The organism is Shewanella sp. 0m-8, from assembly GCF_052977265.1.
Genome location: NZ_JBRIMB010000068.1, coordinates 1 through 21,823, shown reverse-complemented (window position 1 = coordinate 21,823; position 21,823 = coordinate 1). Strand labels below are relative to the sequence as shown.

Genomic DNA, 21,823 nt, shown 5'->3' with positions numbered 1-21,823 from the left:
TTAAAGTTATCCATAACCACAAATGAAGAGAATACGATGAATGCAATTAGATCATATTTTTACTTAGATTGGTATAAGAGATGCCTCGCTGAATAAGCGTGCCTCTCATTTGATAGAGCAGGTCTGGTAAGTGTACCATATTCATATGAAGAGTGACTAAACCAGCCATTGAGCTGGTTTTTTTTACGTTTAAATTTTAGCTTCAGTAAATCACTCTGAAACATGCATCAAGCGACAAGCGATTTATTTTGATACGAGATCCACTCAATTTCAATAAAGTAGGCCGGGCTGCTCTTTTTATAAAGCAGTACAGGCCAGGACACAGCCTTCTTATAAAGAATAAATAACCAAACCTGTATTAAATAGGCCTAAAAAAGCCCTAACGAGTAGGGCCTTATAAAGATTGAGATTAAATGCATTTAGCGGGTTTCGGTAGGCCGGCTATTTTGGTTGCCTGCTTGGCGGGACCAACGGGGAACAGGGTATAGAGATACTTAGAGTTTCCCTTGTCAGCTCCAAGCTTAAGGCCTATTGCTTTGACTAATACCCTTATAGCAGGGCTAGTCTTAAACTCGAGGTAAAATTCTCGGACAAAGTTAATCACTTCCCAATGTGCATCAGTGAGCGCTATCTTTTCTTCCTCTGCAATGACTAGCGCCAATTCTGGAGTCCAGTCACTTACCGACTTTAAATAGCCTTGCGGATCGGTGTCTATCTGCTTTCCATTAAATTCTATCATTTTACCAACTAATTACTTTATCGTGCGTTAGACTAAGCGCCACAAATTCGTTGTAGTTTATCAGCTCTATCTCTTTTAAAAAGCGAGTAAGGCCCCGAGCATCGACATCTTCTTGCAAAGCAACACATCTATACTCAGATAATTGTGCTCGCCACGCTTGTTTGAGCAAACTGTTGACACCGTTGCCTGACAATAAGATGCAATCTTCTTTAGTTGCATAACGTAAGCATGTTTTTAGTGATGCACTCTGGTCAGGAGAGTGCTGTATTAGATGTAATATCATCAGAAAACAATTACCTCATCGACACCGGCTAAATGAGTGGAAATCTCTATGGCAGTTGAAATAGAAGCTGTAATTCGAAAATCTGTTTCAAGCAAACCCAATTCGTGCATCGACTCTTGGCATACTAATACAGTGTCTATATCGTAAAGGGGGAGTGCACCGAGTGTCGCTATATAGTCTTTACAACCAATAGATTCAGGATCTTGGTTTTTTAATAATGTTAACAGGCCTTCATCGGTAAATATAAGGCTAACTTCTTGTTCAAAACTGGCACTTAACAATGACAGATCAAGACCTTCTCGGCCGTGTGCTGTACCGTGAGGAGCCTGTCTAAAGATAATACAAAGTTTCTTCATGCATGCTCCTAAAAACAGATAAGTCTGTTAGCTTTCTCAATACCGGTAACTAACTCACCCAAACCACCCATAGTAAATGGAGCTTGCATATTCCAATGCTCTAAGCGGTTTTCTTTAGCCTCAGACTCAGATAATACACCACGGCGCAGCGCAGCAGATACACAATTGACCAAAGCGACACCGTGCTGCTCATGCAAGTCAATCCATGCTTGCTTTAGATCAAACTCGTCACTAGCCGGACTATTAAGGTGATTAGTATTAAGAACGCCATCTTGGTAGAAGAAAATCTTTTCGACAATATGGCCGCTATCAACAGCCGCTTTAGCGAACCGATAGGCACTGTAACTCGAGGCGCTGCCGTAAGCTGCTGAGTTAACTTGGATAATAAATTTGCTCATGATAAAAAAAATGGCCCTGTAATAGGACCATTTTAACTCAATTAAATTTAATTGGTATTAGTCATCGCCGCCAATACCCATTAAATGTAGTAGAGCAATGAAAAGGTTCAAGAAATCTAAGTACAAAGAGATTGTCGCGCGAATGTAGTTAGTTTCGCCACCGTTAACGATTTTGCTTGTATCGTAAAGAATGAAGCCTGTCATTAATAATGCGATACCGGCGTTAAGCGCCATAAACACCATGCCGTTACCTAGGAATAGGTTAACGAGAAGGCCTACGACCATGATAACAAGACCGGCAATAAGGAAACCACGCATGAAAGAGAAATCTTTCTTAGTCGTAACAGCATAACCTGAAAGGGTGATGAAGATTACTGAGGTTAATCCCAATGCTTGCATGATCAATTGTGGGCCGTTGGCCATACCTGCGTAATGATTAAGGATATAACCTAGCGATGCACCTTGCATACCTGTAAAAGCAAACACCCAGAATAGACCCGCACTAGAGTCAGCTTTTCTTAGTGTTACAAATAAAAGCACTAAACTACCAAGTGATAGTCCAATAGACATTAATGGGCTGATTGCTAATGCCATCGCCAAACCTGCGCACACTGCAGAAAAAGCTAAGGTCATAGAGAGCAGCATATACGTATTTTTAAGCAGTTTATTTACCTCAACGGTAGTACTGCTATACGCGGTTTGTTGTGTCATATCTTTCATATCTTTCTCCGAAGACAAAATGTAAAGCTATCTATTTGAACATGAGTTAAACAAGGAGTTCCCTCACAGTCAAAATGAGAACCTATCGCTCGTTAAGTTATTGAATCATACAGCAGGCACAACAAGGTATAAAGCGCTTAGCGCATAAAAGACCTCAAGTTAAGCTTAGTTAATCGAGCCAATCCTTATGTAATTTTTCACTATCACCTAAATAATTAAGTACCCAGGCCATGGCTGGCGATTGATTAGTGGCGTTCCAGGCTAAACAACAAGGGCTGGTAAGCTTTGGGCGTTCAAGTTGTTTTTCAATAAGCGCGCCTGTTTTGATAAACGGGAATGCAAAATGCGCGGGCATATAACCAATACCAAGACCCTCTCTAAAACAATTAATCGCGCGGATCCAATCAGGTACAACAAGACGTCTTTGATTCTCAAGTAACCAGGTCATCCTTTTGGGGATTTCACGTGAAGTGTCTTCAAGACATATAGAAGGGTATTGCCTTAATTCATCGTCACTTAACGGTCTATCAATATTGGCCAGCGGGTGGTTTTTGCCAACAAGAAAATTCCATTCAATTTCTCCCATGTCCCTAAAATGGAAGTCTCCACCGACAGGTATAGCTGTTGTTGCACCGATTGCAATATCACTTCGTCCCGTTGCAATTGACTCCCAAACACCATTAAACACTTCGATGCGGATAATCAGCTCGACATTATCAAATGTACGGTAAAAGTCGGCGATTAAATTACTTATTTTGTCGGCCCTAACAATGTTGTCGAGGGCAATAGACAGGGTGGGTTGCCAACCATTTGCGACCCGAATCGTATCGGCTTTCATCACGTCTAAATCGGTGAGTAAGCTTCTTGCTTGTTTAACAAAGTGCTCTCCTGCAGGGGTTAAGCTCACACTTCTATGGTGCCTAATAAACAAGACAACCCCTAACTCTTCCTCAATTTGTTTAACCGCATAGCTTACGGCGGAAGGAACTTTGTGTAATTTATTGGCTGCAGCGGTAAAGCTACCTACACGGGCTACCATGTCAATGAGCTGAAGAGATTGTTCTGAAAGCATAGGTCACATCCTACTGTGAGTTTTTTTGATGGCTAATGTGAAAAATAAACGTTTCACAGGGGTTTAGCAAGTGTTTACACTGCGCGCCATTATTAAATTACCATTTAAAATTTTACTTATGAAACCTCTAATGAATGTTAAATACTATGTGTTTTTAGCCTACCTTGCGTTACTAAGTATGTTAGGTTTTATTGCAACCGACATGTACTTACCTGCGTTCAAAGCAATTGAAGACTCAATGGCAACCTCGCCATCACAAGTCGCGATGTCTTTGACCTTCTTTTTAGCGGGCTTGGCACTGGGTCAATTATTATATGGTCCATTAGTAGAGCGCTTTGGTAAGCGTAACTCACTCATTTTTGGATTAGTATTATTTTCGGTTGCGAGCTTTTCACTATCTGTTAGTGACTCAATGTTAGTATTTAACATATCACGATTTATGCAAGCGTTGGGTGCTTGTTCTGCAGGTGTGATCTGGCAAGCCATTGTGATTGAGAAGTATGATGCTTCAAAGGCACAAAGTGTTTTTTCAAACATTATGCCGCTTGTGGCGTTATCGCCAGCATTAGCCCCAATTTTAGGTGCATTCATTCTGGAATCAATGGGCTGGGAAAGCATTTTCGTTACTCTGACGTGTATGTCAGTCGCCATGATTTTATTGACAGTTTGGTTTGTGCCAGGTGAAACCAAAGCGGTAAATCATGAAAAGAAAGAGATCAGTTACCTTAAAATTTTTAAGAACACCAAATATTTAGGCAATGTTGTTATTTTTGGTGCTTGTTCTGGTGCATTCTTCTCATACCTAACTGTTTGGCCTATGGTTATGGAGCAGCATGGATTCGATGCTACAGCGATCGGTTTGAGCTTTATTCCACAAACTATCATGTTCGTTTTAGGCGGCTATGCAAGCAAGACGCTTATTCGTAAAGTCGGTGCCGAAAAAGCGCTAACAGTATTGTTATCAGTATTTGGCTTATGTTCACTTGCCATCGTTGTAGTGACTATTTTGATTACAGGCTTGTCAGTATTCCCACTGCTAGCTGTGTTCTCTGTTCTTGCTGCATGTAATGGTGCGATATACCCCATCGTGGTTAATGGCGCCTTACAGCAGTTTCCTGAAAACGCTGCAAAAGCGGCAGGTTTACAAAACTTCTTACAGATAAGTTTATCTTTTGGCGCTTCAAGTCTTGTTGCCATTTGGGCAACCAGCGGTGAAGTGGCGATAGGTTGGGGCATCATGATCTGTTCATTTATTGTGTTTATTGGCTACAAGCTACGTAATCACAATAATTGGCAAGAAGTGAGCGAAAACATTGTTATGCCCGATCCTGCTCGCATCGCAATAAATCAGGATGATAAATAAGCTAAACAGCTTGGTAATTGTTCAAAGAGATAATTTATGATAATTATCTCTTTACAAGGTTAACAGAGCGCTATATTATTCGCGGCGTTCGGAGGGATGGCAGAGTGGTCGAATGCACCGGTCTTGAAAACCGGCATGGGTTTATAGCCCATCTAGGGTTCAAATCCCTATCCCTCCGCCACATATAGAGAAAAGGCTTCCAGTAATGGAAGCCTTTTTTCGTTTCGGTTATAAAGCTGATTAGAACCCAGGATTCCTATTGTTTAATAGTCAGCTATCCCAGCACCACATTTAGATAAGGCCTCAGCAGAAATGCAGAGGCCTTTCGCATTCTTGAGGTCATATTGAACCCTAGGGTTGCTATTGTTAGAAGCCGGCTATCCCTACGCCATATTTAAAGAAAGGGCTTCCACTCATTAGATAGAGGGAAGCCCTTGTTGACTTTCTAGATGATTTTTAACCTAACTCATAAGTTAATTTACTGCATGTTCGGTCGGCAGTTCAGGCTCAACAGGTTCTTGCACACGAGATTTGCTGCCAATTAATCGTTTAATGTCCTCAATCGTCACGTACAAGCACGGGATTAATACTAATGTCACAACAGTGGCAAACAGCACACCAAAGGCTAATGATACAGCCATAGGGATCACCATCTGCGCCTGCATACTGGTTTCAGTCATGATGGGCACTAAACCGATAAAGGTCGTGAGAGAGGTCAATAAAATGGCTCTAAAACGGCGACAACCCGCTTCGAGTACCGATAGTTTCATCGCAATACCAGATTCCCGTGATTTATTGATGTAATCAACCATCACCAGCGAGTCGTTCACCACAACACCTGCTGCCGCAATAATACCAAATACTGAAAGGGCACTGAGATCGAGTCCTAAAAGCATATGCCCAAGGACAGAGCCAATGACACCAAAAGGGATCACCGACATGATCATGATTGGCTGAGAATATGACTTTAACGGTACGGCTAATAGGCTGTAAATCACCAGCATAGAGATTAAGAAGTCTCGTAACTGAGTATCAGCACTATCTAGTTGCTCCTGGATATTACCAGACACCTCACTCTTAACCCTTGGATACTTCTTTAATAACTCTGGTAAATAGTTATCTCGAATATCTTTAGCAAGTTTAAAGGGCTCTGCTTGATCTGCATCTACTGAACCCCAAACATTAATTGTTCGGTTGCCATTTTCACGGCGAATACTGTTAACGCCATCCGTTACAACTATTTCTGCAACTTCAGACAATGGGATCTCAGCCCCTTGTGGAGTTTTTATGTTTACATCTGATACCTGCGCGATGGAGTTACGCTGCTCTTCAGGATAACGCAGCATGACTTTAATCTCTTCGCCATTACGTAAGATCCGCTGAGCTTCAAGGCCATAAAAACTATTACCGACCTGACGCGCAATATCGGCAAGCGTTAAGCCTAAACTATGAGCAAGAGGCTTTAATTCAAATTGGATCTCTTTAGCGCTGGACTGACGGCTGTCATTAACGTCACCCACACCTTTAAGGGTATTCAATTTTGCTTTGAGCTCTTTTGCTGCTGCGACTAACTGCGCATCATCCTTACCTTCAAGTCTGAAGCTAATATCGCCATCATCGCGGCCTCCACCAAATAGGTTATCCTGGATAGTAAAAGACTTCATGCCGGGGATTAATGGCATATTCTGGCGCCATAGCTCTGCCACCGCAAAGGTATCGATTGGACGAATTTCTGGATCAACCAGCTTAGTCATCACTTGTGCCGACGTGCGGCCACGAAGTTCGACTTGCATGTCTGATATCATCTTTTGCCCATATTGTTGCTCAAGCTTGCTATCAACGTTTCTCAATGCTTCTTCAATAGATAAGGCTGCTGATAATGTCGCTGTTTCAGACGCATCAATATTCATCTCAAAAGTGATCCGAGGAAAGTCATGCGGGATCTTAGGTTGGCCAATAAAACGAATTAAGCCACCTGAATAAAGACCTGCACAAATTAGGATCAGACTGAAGAAAACCATAATGACTGTGTAGCGATACTTAACAGCAACTTCAAGAGAAGGGCGGTAATAGTGAGTGATTAGGGTTTTAAGGCCGGTATCAACTTTCCCTTGTAAAAAGTTAACCACGATACGTAGCCAGTCAATCGGATTCTTTGATCCTGGTTTAACGATAGTTTTTTGCTTCATACGTGCCAAATGCGCGGGCAAGATAAGCTTAGATTCTACTAACGAAAAGATAAGACATAAGATCACCACAAAGCCGATAGCCTGGCCAAATGCAGAAGAGGGACCGTCGTCGAGTGTAATAGGTAAAAATGCTGCAATGGTGGTTAACACACCAAAGGTAGCTGGCATAGCAACCCGCTTTACGCCACGAATAACATTATCTAAGCTTTGGCCTTTTTCTTCGCATTCGGCGTGAGCACTTTCGCCCATGACGATGGCATCATCGACGACAATACCGAGCACTAAAATGAAAGCGAATAGGCTGATGACATTAATCGTGACATCAATCATACCCATAGGCATAAAGAGTAAGGTGCCTAAGAAACAAACAGGTAAACCCATCATCACCCAAAATGCCAGTCTCACTCGTAAAAATAGTGCTAGTAATATAAAGACTAATATGGCACCACTTTTCATGCTGTCGAGCATGAGGTTTAAGCGACCTTCAAGGTAATAGGTCATATCGACCCAAGGCTCTAATTTAACCCCTTGAGGCAACACTTTCTGTTTATCGCTAATGTAAGCCTTAACGACGTCAGCAACATCGGTTAAGCTCTGATCGTTAGCGGCGCCAATAAAGAAAGTAACTGAGTTTTTACCGTTAAATTTAGAGTATTGAATACCTTCTTCAAAACCGTCGATTACGTTTGCCACATCGCCTAACAGCAAAGTGGTACCATCTTCAAGGGTGATTAACGGCAAGCTTTCAAACTCATAGCCGACATAGGCCTGATTTTGAACGCGTAAGTTAATATAACCGTTCTCGGCCCTTATCTGTCCAGCTGACATGTTACGCGAATAACCACGAACCGCTTCGGCGACATCATTAAAACTTAAACCAAACTCTCGTAATCTATCTTTACTGACTTCAATGGCAATCTCATAGCCAAGTCCGCCATAGAAATCCGTGATATTAACCAGTGGTAATTGTAAAAGCTCATCGTGAATTTTTTCACCCAAGTCTTTTAGTTGTCGTTGGGATAAATCACCATAGAGGCTCATATACATCACTTCTTGGCGAAGTTTTATACGCTCAACTTTGGGGCGCTCCATGCCATCGGGGAAACTTGAGATCGAATCAATTTCTGATTTTACCTCCTCCAGTACCACCTGTGGATCATAAGAGTCTTCTACACGGAAATAGCCTGAAGAGACATTACGGTTAGAATAGGTGATCACTCGCTTAAGGCCCTGCACACTTTCCAGTGCTTCCTCAATCTTAATGGTGATCCCTTCTTCTACCTCTTGTGGTGCTGCGCCGGGGTAGACCGCGTTGAATTCTAACCAATTGATCTCAACGGCTGGGAAGAACTGCTTACGAATCGTGTTAGCGGTAAGTAAGCCGCCTATGATAATGATAATCATCAATAAGTTAGCAGCTACACTGTTACGCGCAAACCAAGCGATAATGCCTTTATTGGTATCGATCATGAATTATTCCTCATCTTCCATCGCTATCTGGGTAGCTTGTGGAGCGGTAGGTTCATCCTCAGATAAGGCTTTATCTTCTGGTAAGGCGAGCTGCATGCCTTCAATCGGGTAATCAAGGGCTGAGGTGATGACATTCATACCTGCTTCTAATCCCGCAGATACAATAACTTTAGCGCCTATTTGACGCAAAATAGTAATGTCTTTATATCTAAGTTTGCCTTCATCATCGAGTATTGCAATTTGATTATTGATAACCAAATGACGTGGTACTTCAGCGACTTGACCTGCATGGCTACCATCAATATTGGCCGTCACATAGGTGCCGTAACGCAGTTCATTGTTGTTCGAGTTAAGCCCATAAGGATCTGCCACTTCAGCAACTAAATAGGTCATACGGCTACGGCTATCAATTACGCCCTCGCTTCTCACTATTGTCGCAGGCCACTGTGTTGTTTGTCCGGCAAACTCACCAGTTAACATAACTTCAGCACCTTTACCTTTGCTATCTAAAAACTGCAGCTCTTTGTCGGCAATCGGTAAGCGCACTTCTGCATGCGCTGTACTCAATACTTTACCAAGGGGAGTCCCCATGCTGACATAAGAACCTAAACCAATATTTCTAGCCTCTATTAAGGCATCGTAAGGGGCTTTAATGATGGTACGCTCAAGGTTGCGGTTAGCCCGTTTTAGGCCCGCTTCCGAAGAGTTTAACTTAGCCACTTCTTGGGCAAGCTGTGGCTTACGCAAACTCAGCTCAGTGGGTACACCATTTTCAATGCGCTTCCATTCTTCGGCTGCCACTTTACCAAATGCTTTTTCTTGTACCAGTGTCGCTCTTGCTGACGCCATACTGGCTTTAGCATCAATAAGCGCAGCTTCATAATCACTTGGGTCGATTTTTGCGAGAACATCGCCTTTTTTGACAAAGCCACCGCGGACAAATTTCTCTGATAGGTAAACAATTTCACCATTCACTTGTGAGACCAATTCTGTTTCGTACTTGGCATTCACCACTCCATATGAAGTAACAGCAAAACTCATCGGGTTGATTTCAACTGACTGAATTGATACTAGGGGAGTGGTATCAAGCTTTTCCTTTTCTTCAGGGGGCTTTTTTAATGCCGAGATGCCAATAAACCCTGCCACGCCAACGGCAATGACAACCATTGGTAAAATTATCTGTTTTTTAGTAGCCACAAACACGTCCTCTTGTTGAAGCAATTTTGCACTCAATGCCCCATCTTTATTGGTGTTTAAAAAATAAAGATGAGTAATCTATTTAGAATTTTGACTACATGTTAATGGAACTGGCGAAATGTAACAGTATGATTGTGTAAACGTGTGTAACTAAAATTAACATTTATGAATACGCTATGAATTACGCATAGGCGTTTAGTTTATTGATATCGTATTTGGCTTTAGTGCAAGTCTCTGTATTTAAATGGAAGATTTTTTGGCTGGTGGGATGTAATTGGCTATTGTTGATCCAGAATCGATAAAAACGCTTTATTTTTGAATCGGCAAAAATGTAAAAAAACTGTTTATAACTCAAACCATTTGGATTTAGAAACTGAATAGAAGCTAGATTGATTATCTGCGCTGGGTAGAAGAAGGGCATGAGGGGATTTGAAAGGGCATTACATACAAAAAAGCAGTGCGACATGCACTGCTTTGAATTTTACGATGTTAACCGCAACATTTCTTATATTTCTTGCCGCTTCCACAAACACAAGCGTCGTTACGATTAGGTACTTTTTCAAAACGAGTTGTCTGTGGCTTATTGAGCAGCCCCATCAGTTGAACGACGTTTTCATCCTGGGTTGCATCAACCGTAATTAAGCCCACCAGCTCATTATCGCTGAGTAACTGGGTGATTTCAGCTTCACGCTCAGCATTTTGAACCATAAGTACTAAAGGGTTTACTTCAGTACCGATTTTAACTTCACGTTTAGTGTTGTAACCATAGCTTTCGTGCTTAGGCTTTGGGGTTTTACGCCCTTTAAAGAAGAATTTGTCTGACATAGCTATGGCGCTCAATTTTGATAAAGATAAATTTACGCAAGCTTATACTATAAAAATGGACTCAGTGGTATCGAAGTCTAATCTAGACGGCAATTTTATCTAAAAATGCGCCATATTCACGGTTTTCAGTATCGTTCTTAACTCATTTGAGAACTGCACGTTATAGGATTGGTCTAAATAAGTAGGCGTCAATGGCTTGCTATTTCGGCTGATTACGCGTTAAAACGGCTTAAATCGTGATTTTTGACCAATTGATTTGCATCTGCGACCTTTTGGTATTTCCGCATCGTGAAAAACTTTGTTAAAATCGCGGCAAATTAAAGGAGAGCTTTATATATGCCAGTTTATGTTGTGGGCCACAAAATCCCAGATTCAGATTCAATTTGTGGTGCTATTGCACTTGCGCACCTAAGAAACCAAATTGGTGAAGCATCAGTTGCCACTCGTTTAGGTGAGTTATCACCTGAAACAGCTTTCATTTTAGAAAAATTCGGTTTCGAAGCACCAGAATTTAAAACCAGCTACGCTGGCGAAGAAGTGTATATCGTTGACCATTCTGAGCTAACTCAAGCACCAGATGATATCGAGCAAGCGACGATTGTTGGTATTGTTGATCACCATAAGTTGGGTGACTTAACGACTTCAACACCTTTAGAGTGCTGGATCCGCCCTGTAGGTTGTAGTAACACCATCATTAAGATGATGTATGACTTCTACAACGTTGAGATCTCAAAAGAGATCGCAGGCATTATGCTTTGTGCCATCTTAAGTGACACGGTTATCTTCAAGTCACCAACTTGTACAACCGCTGACATTAAGTGTGTTGAAGCATTAGCTGAAATCGCTGGTATTGAAGATGTTAAAGCATTAGGCATGGAAATGTTTAAAGTGAAATCTGCTGTAGAAGGCACGCCTGCTCGTGATCTTGTTATGCGTGACTTTAAAGATTTTAACATGAACGGTAACCTAGTGGGGATCGGTCAGCTTGAAGTGATTGACCTTGCTGTATTTGACGAGATTAAAGCTGAACTTGAAGCTGATATTGCGGCACTAAAAGCAGAAGGTAATCGTCACAGCGTTCTATTATTACTGACCGACATCATGAGAGAAGGTTCTGAGATGCTTATTGTCAGTGACGATTTAGCAAAAATCGAATCGGCTTATAACTGTGAGTCACAAAACAGTAAAGTATGGTTAGATGGGGTATTAAGCCGTAAGAAGCAAATCGTGCCTCCATTGCAAGATGTGTTTGCCTAGTCTCTACTAGCAAGTTCTATCTAGTCTTAAAATGCTGTCAGTCCTAAAATAGGTTGACAAAAAAAGGCCGAACATTGAGTTCGGCCTTTTTGTTAGCTACACATTTCATAAAATGCGGATGAATTAGCCATTACTTTTTAGTGTCATTTTCACGTAACTTTTTCACGTAACTTATCTAGCCTTAATTGGGATAAGCCTAAAATGCTGCCCTTGGTATATTCACCTTTGGTATTTATTTTACCGAGTTTAGTCCCTGTCAGTAATTCTACTGCTTGCTCTACATGACTGATTGCCCAAATGTGGAATTTTCCTTTTTCCACCGCGTCAACTATGTCTCGGCGTAACATTAAGTTATGGATATTTGACTTGGGAATAATGACGCCTTGCGTATCTTTATGGCCTTTGATTTTACACACGTCAAAGAAGCCTTCAATTTTCTCGTTAACGCCACCAATCGGCTGAGATTCACCAAACTGATTCATCGAACCTGTTATCGCAATATCCTGACGTAGCGCAACCCCTGAAAAAGAAGATAGCATGGCACACAACTCTGCCATGGTAGCACTGTCACCATCTACACCGCCATAGGACTGTTCAAAGGTAAGATGCGTCGACAACGGAATTTTATCTGTCTTGCCTAAAATCGATGCGATATATGCGGATAAAATCATTACGCCTTTAGAGTGAATGCTGCCACTTAACTCTACTTTGCGCTCGATATCGAAAACTCGACCCTCACCAAAAGCGGTCGTCGCGGTGATCCGGCTAGGGGCACCAAATTGGTAATCGGAGGTCGACATCACCGATAAGCCATTCACTTGGCCAACGGTTTCTCCTTGAGTATCAATTAGGGTAGTGCCATTAACAAAGCTTTGCATAAAGTCATCTTTTGCGCGGCAGATCCGTTTTTCTTTATTCGCTAACGCTTGCTCTACATGGCTGACTCTAATCATGTTTGAGTTAACTGAACGCGCGCAATAATTTGCTTCTCGTAATAGATTGGCAATATCGACGGAGTGCAGTGATAACATATTTTGATCATCGGCTTGGCGAGAACTGAATTCGATTACACGTCCAATCGCTTTTTTATCACAGTGCAGCATTTTATTGCTGTGTACTATGCTCGAGATGAACTGGGCGTAATGGGCCTCAGAATCATCGCTACGTGGCATTCTATCTTCAAAATCAGCTGTAACCCTAAACAACTCAGTAAACTCGGCGTCATACTGTTGTAATAGTTTATATGTCGCAAAATCCCCAAACAAAATGATCTTAACATCTAAGGGGATCGCTTCAGGATCCAGAGATATCGTGCCAGATAAGGTGACTTCGCGTTCCAGTGAGGTCAGACTCAATTTGCGAGAACGCAGCGCACGCTTAAGTCCGTCCCATACATAAGGGTGCTCAAGTACTTTAACCGCATCAATCATAAGCACGCCGCCATTCGCCTTATGCAAGCTACCTGGGCGGATCAATGAAAAGTCAGTGAAAACGGTACCTTTATAGGTCGCATTTTCTACGTAGCCAAAAATGGTGTGATAGTTGGGGGTTTCCTCAACAATAATCGGCTGCAATTGTGACGCTTGCGACACCAGTACATTGATCTGATAACGCCTTGGCATTTTCTTGCTCATTGAGGCATAGGCGAGGGCAGCTTGCTCTTCACTTTCTTCTAGGAAGATATCCAGATTATCAATGATGTCTTTATGCATCGCCTTAATGTAGGCTTTTACATTCGCTTGGTCTTTATATTGCTCTTTTAACGCAGTAAGGCTGTGGGTTAGGACTTCTTCAGCAACTTGTTCATCATGTTTTTGCTGCTTCTCAGAATACTCCTCTTCCCAAATGGTTATTTGTCTTACGATGCCACGCAGCTGTGCTTCAAGTGCAGAAATCGCATCTTGCATCACATCTTGCTCTTTGGCCGATAACGCCAAGTAGCTTTCTTCGGTGTGGGGCTCGTCACCGTTTAATGCTACCAACTCATAATTACCTTGAGGGGAAATCGAGAGTCCTACAGAATGACTCTTCGCCTCTTCTGTCAGCAAGAGCAAGGCTTCTTCCTGTTTGGCTGCAAGCTGATTCTTTAATTTGTCAGCGCGGCTATAGTACATCTCATTATCAAATGCTAAAGGCAATGCCTTTAGCAGTTTTGACATGAGCTTTTCAATATCTTTTTTAAAGCATAAGCCCATACCTGCAGGTAACTTAAGCACCTTGGGGCTACGAGTATCGTCAAAATTTACCACATAACACCAATCGTATAAGGTGCGGCCGTTACTATTGGGGGCTTGACGGTTTAGATGGCGCAGCACCATGGTGCGTTTGCCTAGGCCATTGCGACCAAGCGCATAAATATTGTAGCCTTTCTCTTTCATAGAAAGCGCAAACTCTACCGCTTGTTGAGCGCGGGCTTGACCCACAATTTGGTCTAATGGTTCGAGGTGTTTTGTCGACTTGCAGTCTGAAGAGAGCTTGTTAAGCGCCGATACGCGATAAAGCTTGGTACTGCTGAGAGGTTTTATTGGCATAATACGTCCTCTTAATGACGGTCAATATTTTTACTCTATACAGTTAAATCGCATATTTCTGCAATTATTTACCTTTAGGCCAAATATTGAGCTAAAAACAGTCTTGACTGCCGATTTTATAACCATAACGGTGTTGCGATGACTTTTTTCAGCGAAATACTTTTAAAAAAGGTGACTATTTCAAAGACTTTGTCGCTATAGGGCATAAACGTACTTATCTTTTATGACTTAGTTTGTTAAGTGGTTTATGACGAGGATTATGATGAGCTTAAGAGACAATTAATGACACTTTTTACGACAAGAAAGAAAATTTTACGACAAAAAGAAAAAGCCCTCAATTTATAAGAGGGCTCTACGTGCATCACATCAGACTATCCGTTCAGGCACTTAAACATAAGCATAAACTTAAACCGTTTTATTGTTTAGCATGCTGTTGTAAAAACTTTAGCACTTCAGCCTGTTCATCAGGGTTTAATCCTGCTCTTGGGAACATACTACGAGTGATACCTTGCCACTGTTTATAGCTATGATCGGCAGGGTTTGGCGCCGCATGACACATGGTACATGCATGGTAGAAGATTTTTTCACCTTTACTCTGAACTTGCTGTTTCACAGATTTTATTGATTTTAGAGCCGCTGCAAGTCCCAAGCTTTTAATGTCGAAGGGCTGCTTAAGTGTTTCAATTTTGGGAGCCTGGTAAGCCTTATTCGGGGATTCGGGATCTAAACACTTTTTAAAGGCTGCCAAACAGGTATTCGCACTCGTTCCTTGACTCAGTCCACTTGATGGCCGAGCAGAGGTTAGCATGTTAATCGAACCTGAATTACAGCGACCTTTTTTATCCAGTTGCAGCCAGGCTCCTTCATGGATATAAATAACGCCGGGCATCACATTGTCAGCTATTTTTGCTCCCGCTAATAACGCACCGCGTTCATTGTATACTTCAATCAAATCCCCATCTTTAATGCCACGGTGCGCCGCATCATCTTTATTAATTAACGCAAATTGACGGCCATCAACAGACTCATAACGATTAACGTCAGCATTTGCCATTTGGGAATGAAGGCGCATCCATGGATGTGGGCTCAATACATGGACTTGATCAGGTTTGGCATTTCCTAGCCACTCGGCAGGAGGGATCCATTCAGGCATGGGCGGGCAGTCGGGTAAGTGATAAGACTCTATCTGCTCACAATAAAGCTCAATTTTACCTGAAGGGGTATGTAATGGATGTTTAGCCGGATCAAGGTAAAAATCGCGGTGTCTAACCCAGTCATTGGCCGTTTTTGGGGTACTGAGATGGGTTACACCTTTAAGCCAGAAACTGTCAAAGCTTTCGCTCGCATCAGATGCCGCGTATGCATCTTTAAGGTGCTGCATAAAGGTCTTATTTTCTGTGAATTGTTGCTGGACATTAAATATTTTTGCCAATGCCGAAAAGATCTCATAGTCATTCCAACTTTCGCCTACAGGCTTGATGACCTGTTTCATGGCATAGATCTTATTGTTAGAATAGGTTCCACCAGAGCTAATATCATTGCGTTCGAGCGTTGTCGTGCTGGGGAGTACAATATCGGCATACAGTGAGGAGGCACACCACCATGGATCTTGATTAATGATGGTTTCCACGTTGTTGTTAAGTGCTTGAATGAGTTCATTGGTATTTTGCTGGTGGGACAGCAAATTATTCCCTGCATTATAGATAAGCTTGGCGTTAGGGAATTTCAGCGTTTGACCATTACGAGTGTAGTTGCTCCCAGGATTATTCAGCATGTCAGAAATAAGTACCACAGGGCAACGTGCGGTTATAGGGTTACGCCCTTGCGATAGACCCGCAGGCATTTTTTTGCCTGACTGTGGCATCCCACCGTTACCATAATGCCAGCTGAAGCCTGCGCCTTCACCCGGTTTACCTATTTTACCTGCCATAGCCGCAAAGTTAATAATCGCCCAGTGGATCATCTCTCCATGTTGCGCTCGCTGCAGTGACCAACCGGCACAGATCTGCGTGCGCTTTTTTACCACCTGTTCTGCTAGTTTACGAATTTGTTTAGCACTGACTCCTGTAATTTCCTCCGCCCATTCTGGGGTTTTAGGTGTATTGTCATCAACCCCTTTGAGATAGTTAAGGTACCGGTCAAAGCCGACCGTATATTTGTCTAGATAAGCCTTATCATACAAATCGGATTGGTAAATATGGAACGACATAGCGGTAAACAGTGCGACATCTGTATTGGGGCGAATATTGATCATCTCGCTACCCATGGCTTTATCTGTTTGGGTTTGTTGCGGGTTTATCGAAATAAACTCAATCCCTTTTTCAGCAAAGGCTTGCCAGTGTTTATGCATAGCATGATCAGCAACCCTAAACTCAATCCTATTTGTTTTATATGGGTCACAGCCAACCAATAACATCAGTTCTGTATTATCTTCGATAACTTGCCATGCTGTTTGAGGGGAATAAACCTCCATATCGCCTATTATATGAGGCAATATTACTTCAGACGCCCCCGCGCTGTAATCTCCGCTACAAGCACTTTGGCCACCAATTAAGTTAAAAAACCGGCCTTGTAATGTTTGTGGCCTCATTAAACCAGCATGGGACCAACCGCCATAAGAAGAACTGAAAATCGCTTGGTTACCATGCTTGGCTATCGTATTGGCAATCGCAGTACTGACCATGGCGATAGCGGTGTTCCAGTCCACACGGATAAAAGGCTCTTTGCCTCTAAGGTGTGGTTTATGATCGCCTAATGGATTTTCAAAATAGGATTTACGCACCATCGGGTATTTAACCCTAGTGTCGCTGTAAGTTCGGCTTAAGATCCCTTCTAATAGCATCTTGGTCGGGAAAGGATCTATGTCTTTCAATGGCTGTACGCCGATCAGAACGCCTTCTTTGACGATAGCATTGAAGGGGCCATAATGGCTGGCATGGGGGATAGATTGAGTGTCATCTGCAAATACTTTGCCTGCAGGAAACAAGGTAAGCCCTTGCGCTGCAACGGTGCTTGCGAGTGCAGATTTAAGGAAGGTGCGTCTAGAGAATGTCATATCAGTCAGGCTCTCATTTATGGAAGATTGTAGAGGAACATGCTATTGGTTATGGTACATAACCGCTATTTTGACAAGCTAGCTAGGATTAAATATCACGTAACTATTCATGTCTTTGCCCTACATCAATAACGATAGCGCTTTGTGAAAAAATCCTTAAGTGAGATGACGTTATCTTTAAGCTCCTAACTCCAACAGCTAAGAGCTTATTCAGGTTGCCTTACAGACCTTTTAAGTATTGAACGTTGGTAGTATTGCTAACAAGGTTTGTAAACTCAGTGCTTGATAAATTTGGACTTGATACCTCTTTTGTTGATAACTTCGAGCTTGATAACTTTTGGTTTGATAACCCTGGGCTTGATAGTGCTTGCGATGATAGAAACTGAGTTAACTTGATTACAGTATCAAACTGATTTTGCTGTAATTGGCTATTAGTTACAATCGTGCGCAAATCCAGCATAACGCTATCAAAGTAACCTGATAGCTCAGTCAAGATCTGTGGATTAAAGAAGTGTTGACTGCCATACAAGGCATTATGCTCACGGCGCTTCTTGTCTATCACAAAATCAACCCCCTTTACATTAGTCAGTGAACTGGTTTTCTTACAAACCGTTAAGCACTCATCATCCATCACTGCTTTGTCACAACCACTGGACTGTAAAAACAAGCATTGACGGCTAGTCATTAACATTATCGGGTGATAAAGACTGTAATGCACCTTAAAGCCTTTAGGCGCTTTAATCGCTTTAATCTGTTTTTTATTTAATTCATTAGACACAAACGCTCCGCTGCAGCCTTGTTGCTGCAAGCTGTACATACTTATCGAATTACTGGTATTAAGGTAAGGGCCCGCAACCCAATTTATACCTAAGTCTGTGGCCACAACGCCAACGCCACTATTGTTAGTCACGATCAACTTAGGTTTTATCTCTTCGAGTAATTGTTTAGCGGCATTAAAATCTGTTTGCATAATAACTGCGCCAAACCAAGGAATAAGCTCAGGTTCTTGAGAAAACAGTAGGGCGAGTTTTTCGCGCTCTGCGTTTATCGCATCTGGAACTAAATAATAAACCTGGAGCCCTTTAAGTTCGATCTGCTGCTTTAATTGACGATACAGAGCAAGATCCCGTCTATTGGCTATTAGTATTGATAACTGAGTGAGGTTCTCGTTATGTGAAACCTGTGCCTGAGCGATGGTGTTCGTTGTATTAGTTGCTGCGTTAACGCTGTTGATGCATAGATCACTATTTATTTGCTGGCGAACCTGCTGCAAAGATACTGGCTCAACATGCTCTCGGCCGCTATTTAACCATGTCACTATCTGCTGCCTCATAGTGGTTAACTGCTTAAACGGCACAAACAAGTCTGCGGCTAAATCATCGAAACAAATAGAGTCTAAGGCATACTCAATGTTACCAAGACTTGTGAAACGTTTTAGTAATTCCTCTTTTAGCCCGTATTTATCAGATGTAACAAGCGCAGCGTCAGATAAAAGACTAAATTCACGTATCGCCTCAGATTGCTCAGCATCAACGTCTAGCATGTTGGCAGGCCGAACACAGAGTGTTATCCCTAATGCTTGGCCTTCCTGACCATAAAATTTTAGCGAAATAAGCGGCTTGGCTAAACTAAGTCGCGCTATTTTGTCGCCAAGAGTAGCAATAATTTCTGTTTTTTCATCATAGAGCGCCTTTTTCACATTCACCGAGGCAGCAGAGCTTTTCTCGGTAAGCAATCTAAGGCTTTCTAATTGAGTAAAATGCTGCACCGCGTTATCGCGTGGGTTATCTATGTACATATTTGTACCCACTGCGCCGTGTAAGTAACCATTAGAAAAGTCACGATTGAACACGGTATATAGCGGGGATTTGTCGGTCGAGATAGCGCTGCGCAGCTCAAGTCTTGTGATCTGTTTACGCCATGTATCAATCACCCGATACACGTAATGAGACTTCTTAATTCTACCTTCCACTTTCAACGAGTCAGCGCCAGCAGCGTAAAGCGCATCAAGATCTGAAAATGCTGAGTTATCTTTCAGGTTTAGTGGATATTGTGCACCAGTATCAGTGGTTTGATACTGATCGCGACAAGGTTGACTGCAACGGCCACGATTGCCAGAATTACCGCCATGGGCCGAGCTAAAGTAACACAGACCAGAAAAGCCAATGCAATTTGAGCCATGCACAAAGACTTCCGTGAGCATATCAAGAGCATGAGCTTTGTCTGACAGCTGTTTAATTTCGGTCAGATTAAGCTCTCTCGATAAGTTTGCTCTTGATGCGCCTAAACGTGACAAAAACTCGATTTGCCCCGTATTGTGGGTCGTTACCTGAGTCGATGCATGAATGTCTAACGTCGGATAGTGCTGTTTCAATAGGTAAAATAAGCCAAGGTCCTGCACGATCACGCCATCTATAGCGGTATTAACCAATTGATTTAGCAGTTTTAGTAATGCAGGCAGTTCTTGTTCTAACACAATGATATTAAGCGTTAGAAACAGTTGGCAATTATGCTGGTGGGCAATACGCAGCAGACCGTACAGATCTTCAAAACTTAAATTCTCGGCGCGGGTACGGGCATTAAAGCTATTAAGACCGCAGTACACCGCGTCAGCACCGGCAACGATAGCCGCTTTAATTGACTCGATGTCGCCACCTGGCGCGAGTAATTCAAGTTTTCTCATGGTATTCCTATTGATGGCTGAATTCCTGATAAAGAATTCATGGGGAACTGCTTGGTTATGGTGCAGTATGGTGATGCTTTGTGAATTGTAAGGTGTGGTACAGCTGAGATCTAGGACAGGCAATCTTATTTTACTAAATTATGATATTGATCCATTGTTGGCCCTATCGCCACTGATCATGAAGGCCCTGATTATAGGGACAGATTAAAAGTTAGCCGAAAAGGGGGTCACTGATTAATGGACACTGATAAGGGACTAAGATTAAGGGGCCTGCAAACAGAGAGTGCTTTCTTATTCGGTTAGCAAGCAGTTCAAACAAGATTTAACATGCAGATGAAAGCAGAGTGGAAGTTAAGGTGGGCTCTAATAGGGTAAGGAGGAGGGGATAACAGATTCTGTGCTGATTTCCAGCCTTACCCACAAGAGCTTTTTTCGTTAGAAAATTTACTTAGCGATATTTGGGCCGACATAGCTAGACAACTTGCTATAGCCACCTTTTAATACTTTGACATTATCAAAGCCTAATTGACGTAGGGCAGTACCTGCCGCCATAGCGCGCGCCCCCGATTTACACACAATAACGACTGGCTTATCTGTTGGGATTTTATCTAAATTTTCAGGGATAAACAGTTCATCTAAACTAATATTTAGCTGTTCTTTCATCGCAAGACCGAACACTTGACGCTCCTCGATGGTACGGATATCGATAGCAGTAACGCCAGTGTTATTTTGTAACTGTTTAACAAAGACTTCAGCACTAATCAATCCAATATCTTTACCGACGCTTTTACCTGTTGCATGGCTAAATTGGTCATTAAAGCTATTCGCCAATTTAGCGTCATATGCGTTAGCTTGTACACTAAGGCCTAGTAGCGCACATAATAACGTCATATTTACCACTTTGTTCATACACCTTATCTCCAGTTTTATTGTGAGCGTTAGCTATATGCTTGTCCTCACATTATTATTGTTTTGTTAAAATAGTATCTTTTTTATTTGGTATTTATTAAAAACAGTCTTTATTTGAAACCGTATTCAGCCCAATGAACTTGGCTTAGCTGCAGTGCTTCAGTTCACAGTGAAGCAAACTGATTATAGATAGACAGGGCGGTTAAAGTTTTTGCACTAAATCACATTAAAGTTGCAGATAAGATCTCAATGAAAATCAAAAGGCGTTAACAACGCACCATTTAGATCTTATCGGTTCACAACAATGATATAAGTCAATAAATTCATAGTGATATGGTCGCGACCGCATGCGGCGCATTATAGCCAGGCTAGATTGACGGCACAGTTGATTTACAATGTTTTATTTATAAATCTCAGCTTTTGTTAAGCATGTGGGGGAAAAGAGATCAACATGCTTGATGTTTAAGCGCGCTAAATAGTCTTATGAGTAGAATAGTTAAACTTGATTATGTGCATAGCTTTTTTACTCAATTCATTCAAGAGATATTTCATAGAACTCTTTCACTGAGCAAGCTTAACGTGCTTATAAAATGGATTTGTTTAATAAAAACTCAATGGACCAATTCAAACCTAGCTAGATTTAAACTCTGTAGGAATTTAATAATCAACTAATTTACCAATGAACGAACTTAACTCTGACTCTGAGGGATCCCCAGGAATTTAATAGCATGCTTGTGGATCCCGAACTAAGCCTTGCAGTGTCTTAATGGCCGTTC

Annotated in this window: 15 protein-coding genes and 1 tRNA gene; 3 read left to right on the top strand and 13 right to left on the bottom strand. The window is 42.0% G+C overall.

The genetic code is table 11. The features are described 5' to 3' along the window. Positions 1-409 precede the first annotated feature (409 nt). From ACVBIO_RS20420 to punR, 6 genes are all read right to left on the bottom strand, one after another. On the bottom strand, positions 410-739 hold the full coding sequence (locus ACVBIO_RS20420; RefSeq protein ID WP_447159300.1) for a TusE/DsrC/DsvC family sulfur relay protein: 330 nt from the start codon (positions 737-739) through the stop codon (positions 410-412). A gap of 1 nt (position 740) precedes the next feature. Then, the gene (gene tusB, locus ACVBIO_RS20415) at positions 741-1,022 is read right to left on the bottom strand and encodes a sulfurtransferase complex subunit TusB (RefSeq protein WP_447159299.1); all 282 of its coding nucleotides are present in this window, start codon (positions 1,020-1,022) and stop codon (positions 741-743) included. Beyond that, on the bottom strand, positions 1,022-1,378 hold the full coding sequence (tusC, locus tag ACVBIO_RS20410; RefSeq protein WP_447159298.1) for a sulfurtransferase complex subunit TusC: 357 nt from the start codon (positions 1,376-1,378) through the stop codon (positions 1,022-1,024). Before tusC ends, tusB begins: the two co-directional genes overlap by 1 nt. Before the next feature lie 8 nt (positions 1,379-1,386). Next, positions 1,387-1,776, bottom strand: coding sequence for a sulfurtransferase complex subunit TusD (tusD, locus tag ACVBIO_RS20405; protein ID WP_447159297.1), 390 nt, complete (start codon positions 1,774-1,776; stop codon positions 1,387-1,389). Between the two features lie 57 nt (positions 1,777-1,833). Then, positions 1,834-2,487, bottom strand: coding sequence for a Bax inhibitor-1/YccA family protein (locus ACVBIO_RS20400; RefSeq protein ID WP_447159364.1), 654 nt, complete (start codon positions 2,485-2,487; stop codon positions 1,834-1,836). Positions 2,488-2,665: 178 nt separating this feature from the next. Beyond that, positions 2,666-3,568, bottom strand: a complete 903-nt coding sequence (gene punR / locus ACVBIO_RS20395) for a DNA-binding transcriptional activator PunR (RefSeq protein ID WP_447159296.1) — start codon at positions 3,566-3,568, stop codon at positions 2,666-2,668. 130 nt (positions 3,569-3,698) lie between these two features. Between punR and punC the strand changes: the two genes are divergently transcribed. Both punC and ACVBIO_RS20385 read left to right on the top strand, forming a co-directional pair. Then, complete coding sequence (gene punC, locus ACVBIO_RS20390; protein WP_447159295.1) at positions 3,699-4,931, top strand: purine nucleoside transporter PunC; 1,233 nt, start codon at positions 3,699-3,701, stop codon at positions 4,929-4,931. 90 nt (positions 4,932-5,021) lie between these two features. Continuing rightward, positions 5,022-5,112, top strand: a tRNA-Ser gene (locus tag ACVBIO_RS20385). Between the two features lie 292 nt (positions 5,113-5,404). Here the strand turns inward: ACVBIO_RS20385 and ACVBIO_RS20380 are convergent. The 3 genes from ACVBIO_RS20380 to ACVBIO_RS20370 all read right to left on the bottom strand — a co-directional run bounded on the left by ACVBIO_RS20380 (position 5,405) and on the right by ACVBIO_RS20370 (position 10,612). Beyond that, positions 5,405-8,590 carry an efflux RND transporter permease subunit gene (locus ACVBIO_RS20380; RefSeq protein WP_447173314.1) on the bottom strand — a complete coding sequence of 1,062 codons (3,186 nt, stop codon included), beginning with the start codon at positions 8,588-8,590 and terminating at the stop codon, positions 5,405-5,407. 3 nt (positions 8,591-8,593) lie between these two features. After that, positions 8,594-9,787 carry an efflux RND transporter periplasmic adaptor subunit gene (locus ACVBIO_RS20375; RefSeq protein WP_447173313.1) on the bottom strand — a complete coding sequence of 398 codons (1,194 nt, stop codon included), beginning with the start codon at positions 9,785-9,787 and terminating at the stop codon, positions 8,594-8,596. 489 nt (positions 9,788-10,276) lie between these two features. Beyond that, the gene (locus ACVBIO_RS20370; protein ID WP_447159289.1) at positions 10,277-10,612 is read right to left on the bottom strand and encodes a PBPRA1643 family SWIM/SEC-C metal-binding motif protein; all 336 of its coding nucleotides are present in this window, start codon (positions 10,610-10,612) and stop codon (positions 10,277-10,279) included. 336 nt (positions 10,613-10,948) lie between these two features. Here ACVBIO_RS20370 and ACVBIO_RS20365 point away from each other — a divergent pair, with 336 nt between their 5' ends. After that, positions 10,949-11,869: a manganese-dependent inorganic pyrophosphatase gene (locus tag ACVBIO_RS20365; RefSeq protein WP_447159288.1), complete on the top strand. Its 921-nt coding sequence runs from the start codon at positions 10,949-10,951 to the stop codon at positions 11,867-11,869. 149 nt (positions 11,870-12,018) lie between these two features. On the opposite strand, the gene ACVBIO_RS20360 is transcribed toward ACVBIO_RS20365, so the two are convergent. From ACVBIO_RS20360 to ACVBIO_RS20345, 4 genes are all read right to left on the bottom strand, one after another. Continuing rightward, entirely contained in the window at positions 12,019-14,400 is a 2,382-nt protein-coding gene (locus ACVBIO_RS20360) for an AAA family ATPase (RefSeq protein ID WP_447173312.1), read from the bottom strand. A 415-nt stretch (positions 14,401-14,815) separates the two neighbouring features. Continuing rightward, positions 14,816-17,455 (bottom strand): molybdopterin-dependent oxidoreductase, encoded by a 2,640-nt coding sequence (locus ACVBIO_RS20355; protein ID WP_447173311.1) that lies wholly within the window; start codon positions 17,453-17,455, stop codon positions 14,816-14,818. A gap of 220 nt (positions 17,456-17,675) precedes the next feature. After that, positions 17,676-20,138 (bottom strand): peptidase U32 family protein, encoded by a 2,463-nt coding sequence (locus ACVBIO_RS20350; protein ID WP_447173310.1) that lies wholly within the window; start codon positions 20,136-20,138, stop codon positions 17,676-17,678. Positions 20,139-20,582: 444 nt separating this feature from the next. Continuing rightward, positions 20,583-21,047: a rhodanese-like domain-containing protein gene (locus tag ACVBIO_RS20345; protein ID WP_447173309.1), complete on the bottom strand. Its 465-nt coding sequence runs from the start codon at positions 21,045-21,047 to the stop codon at positions 20,583-20,585. Between the last annotated feature and the right edge of the window lie 776 nt (positions 21,048-21,823).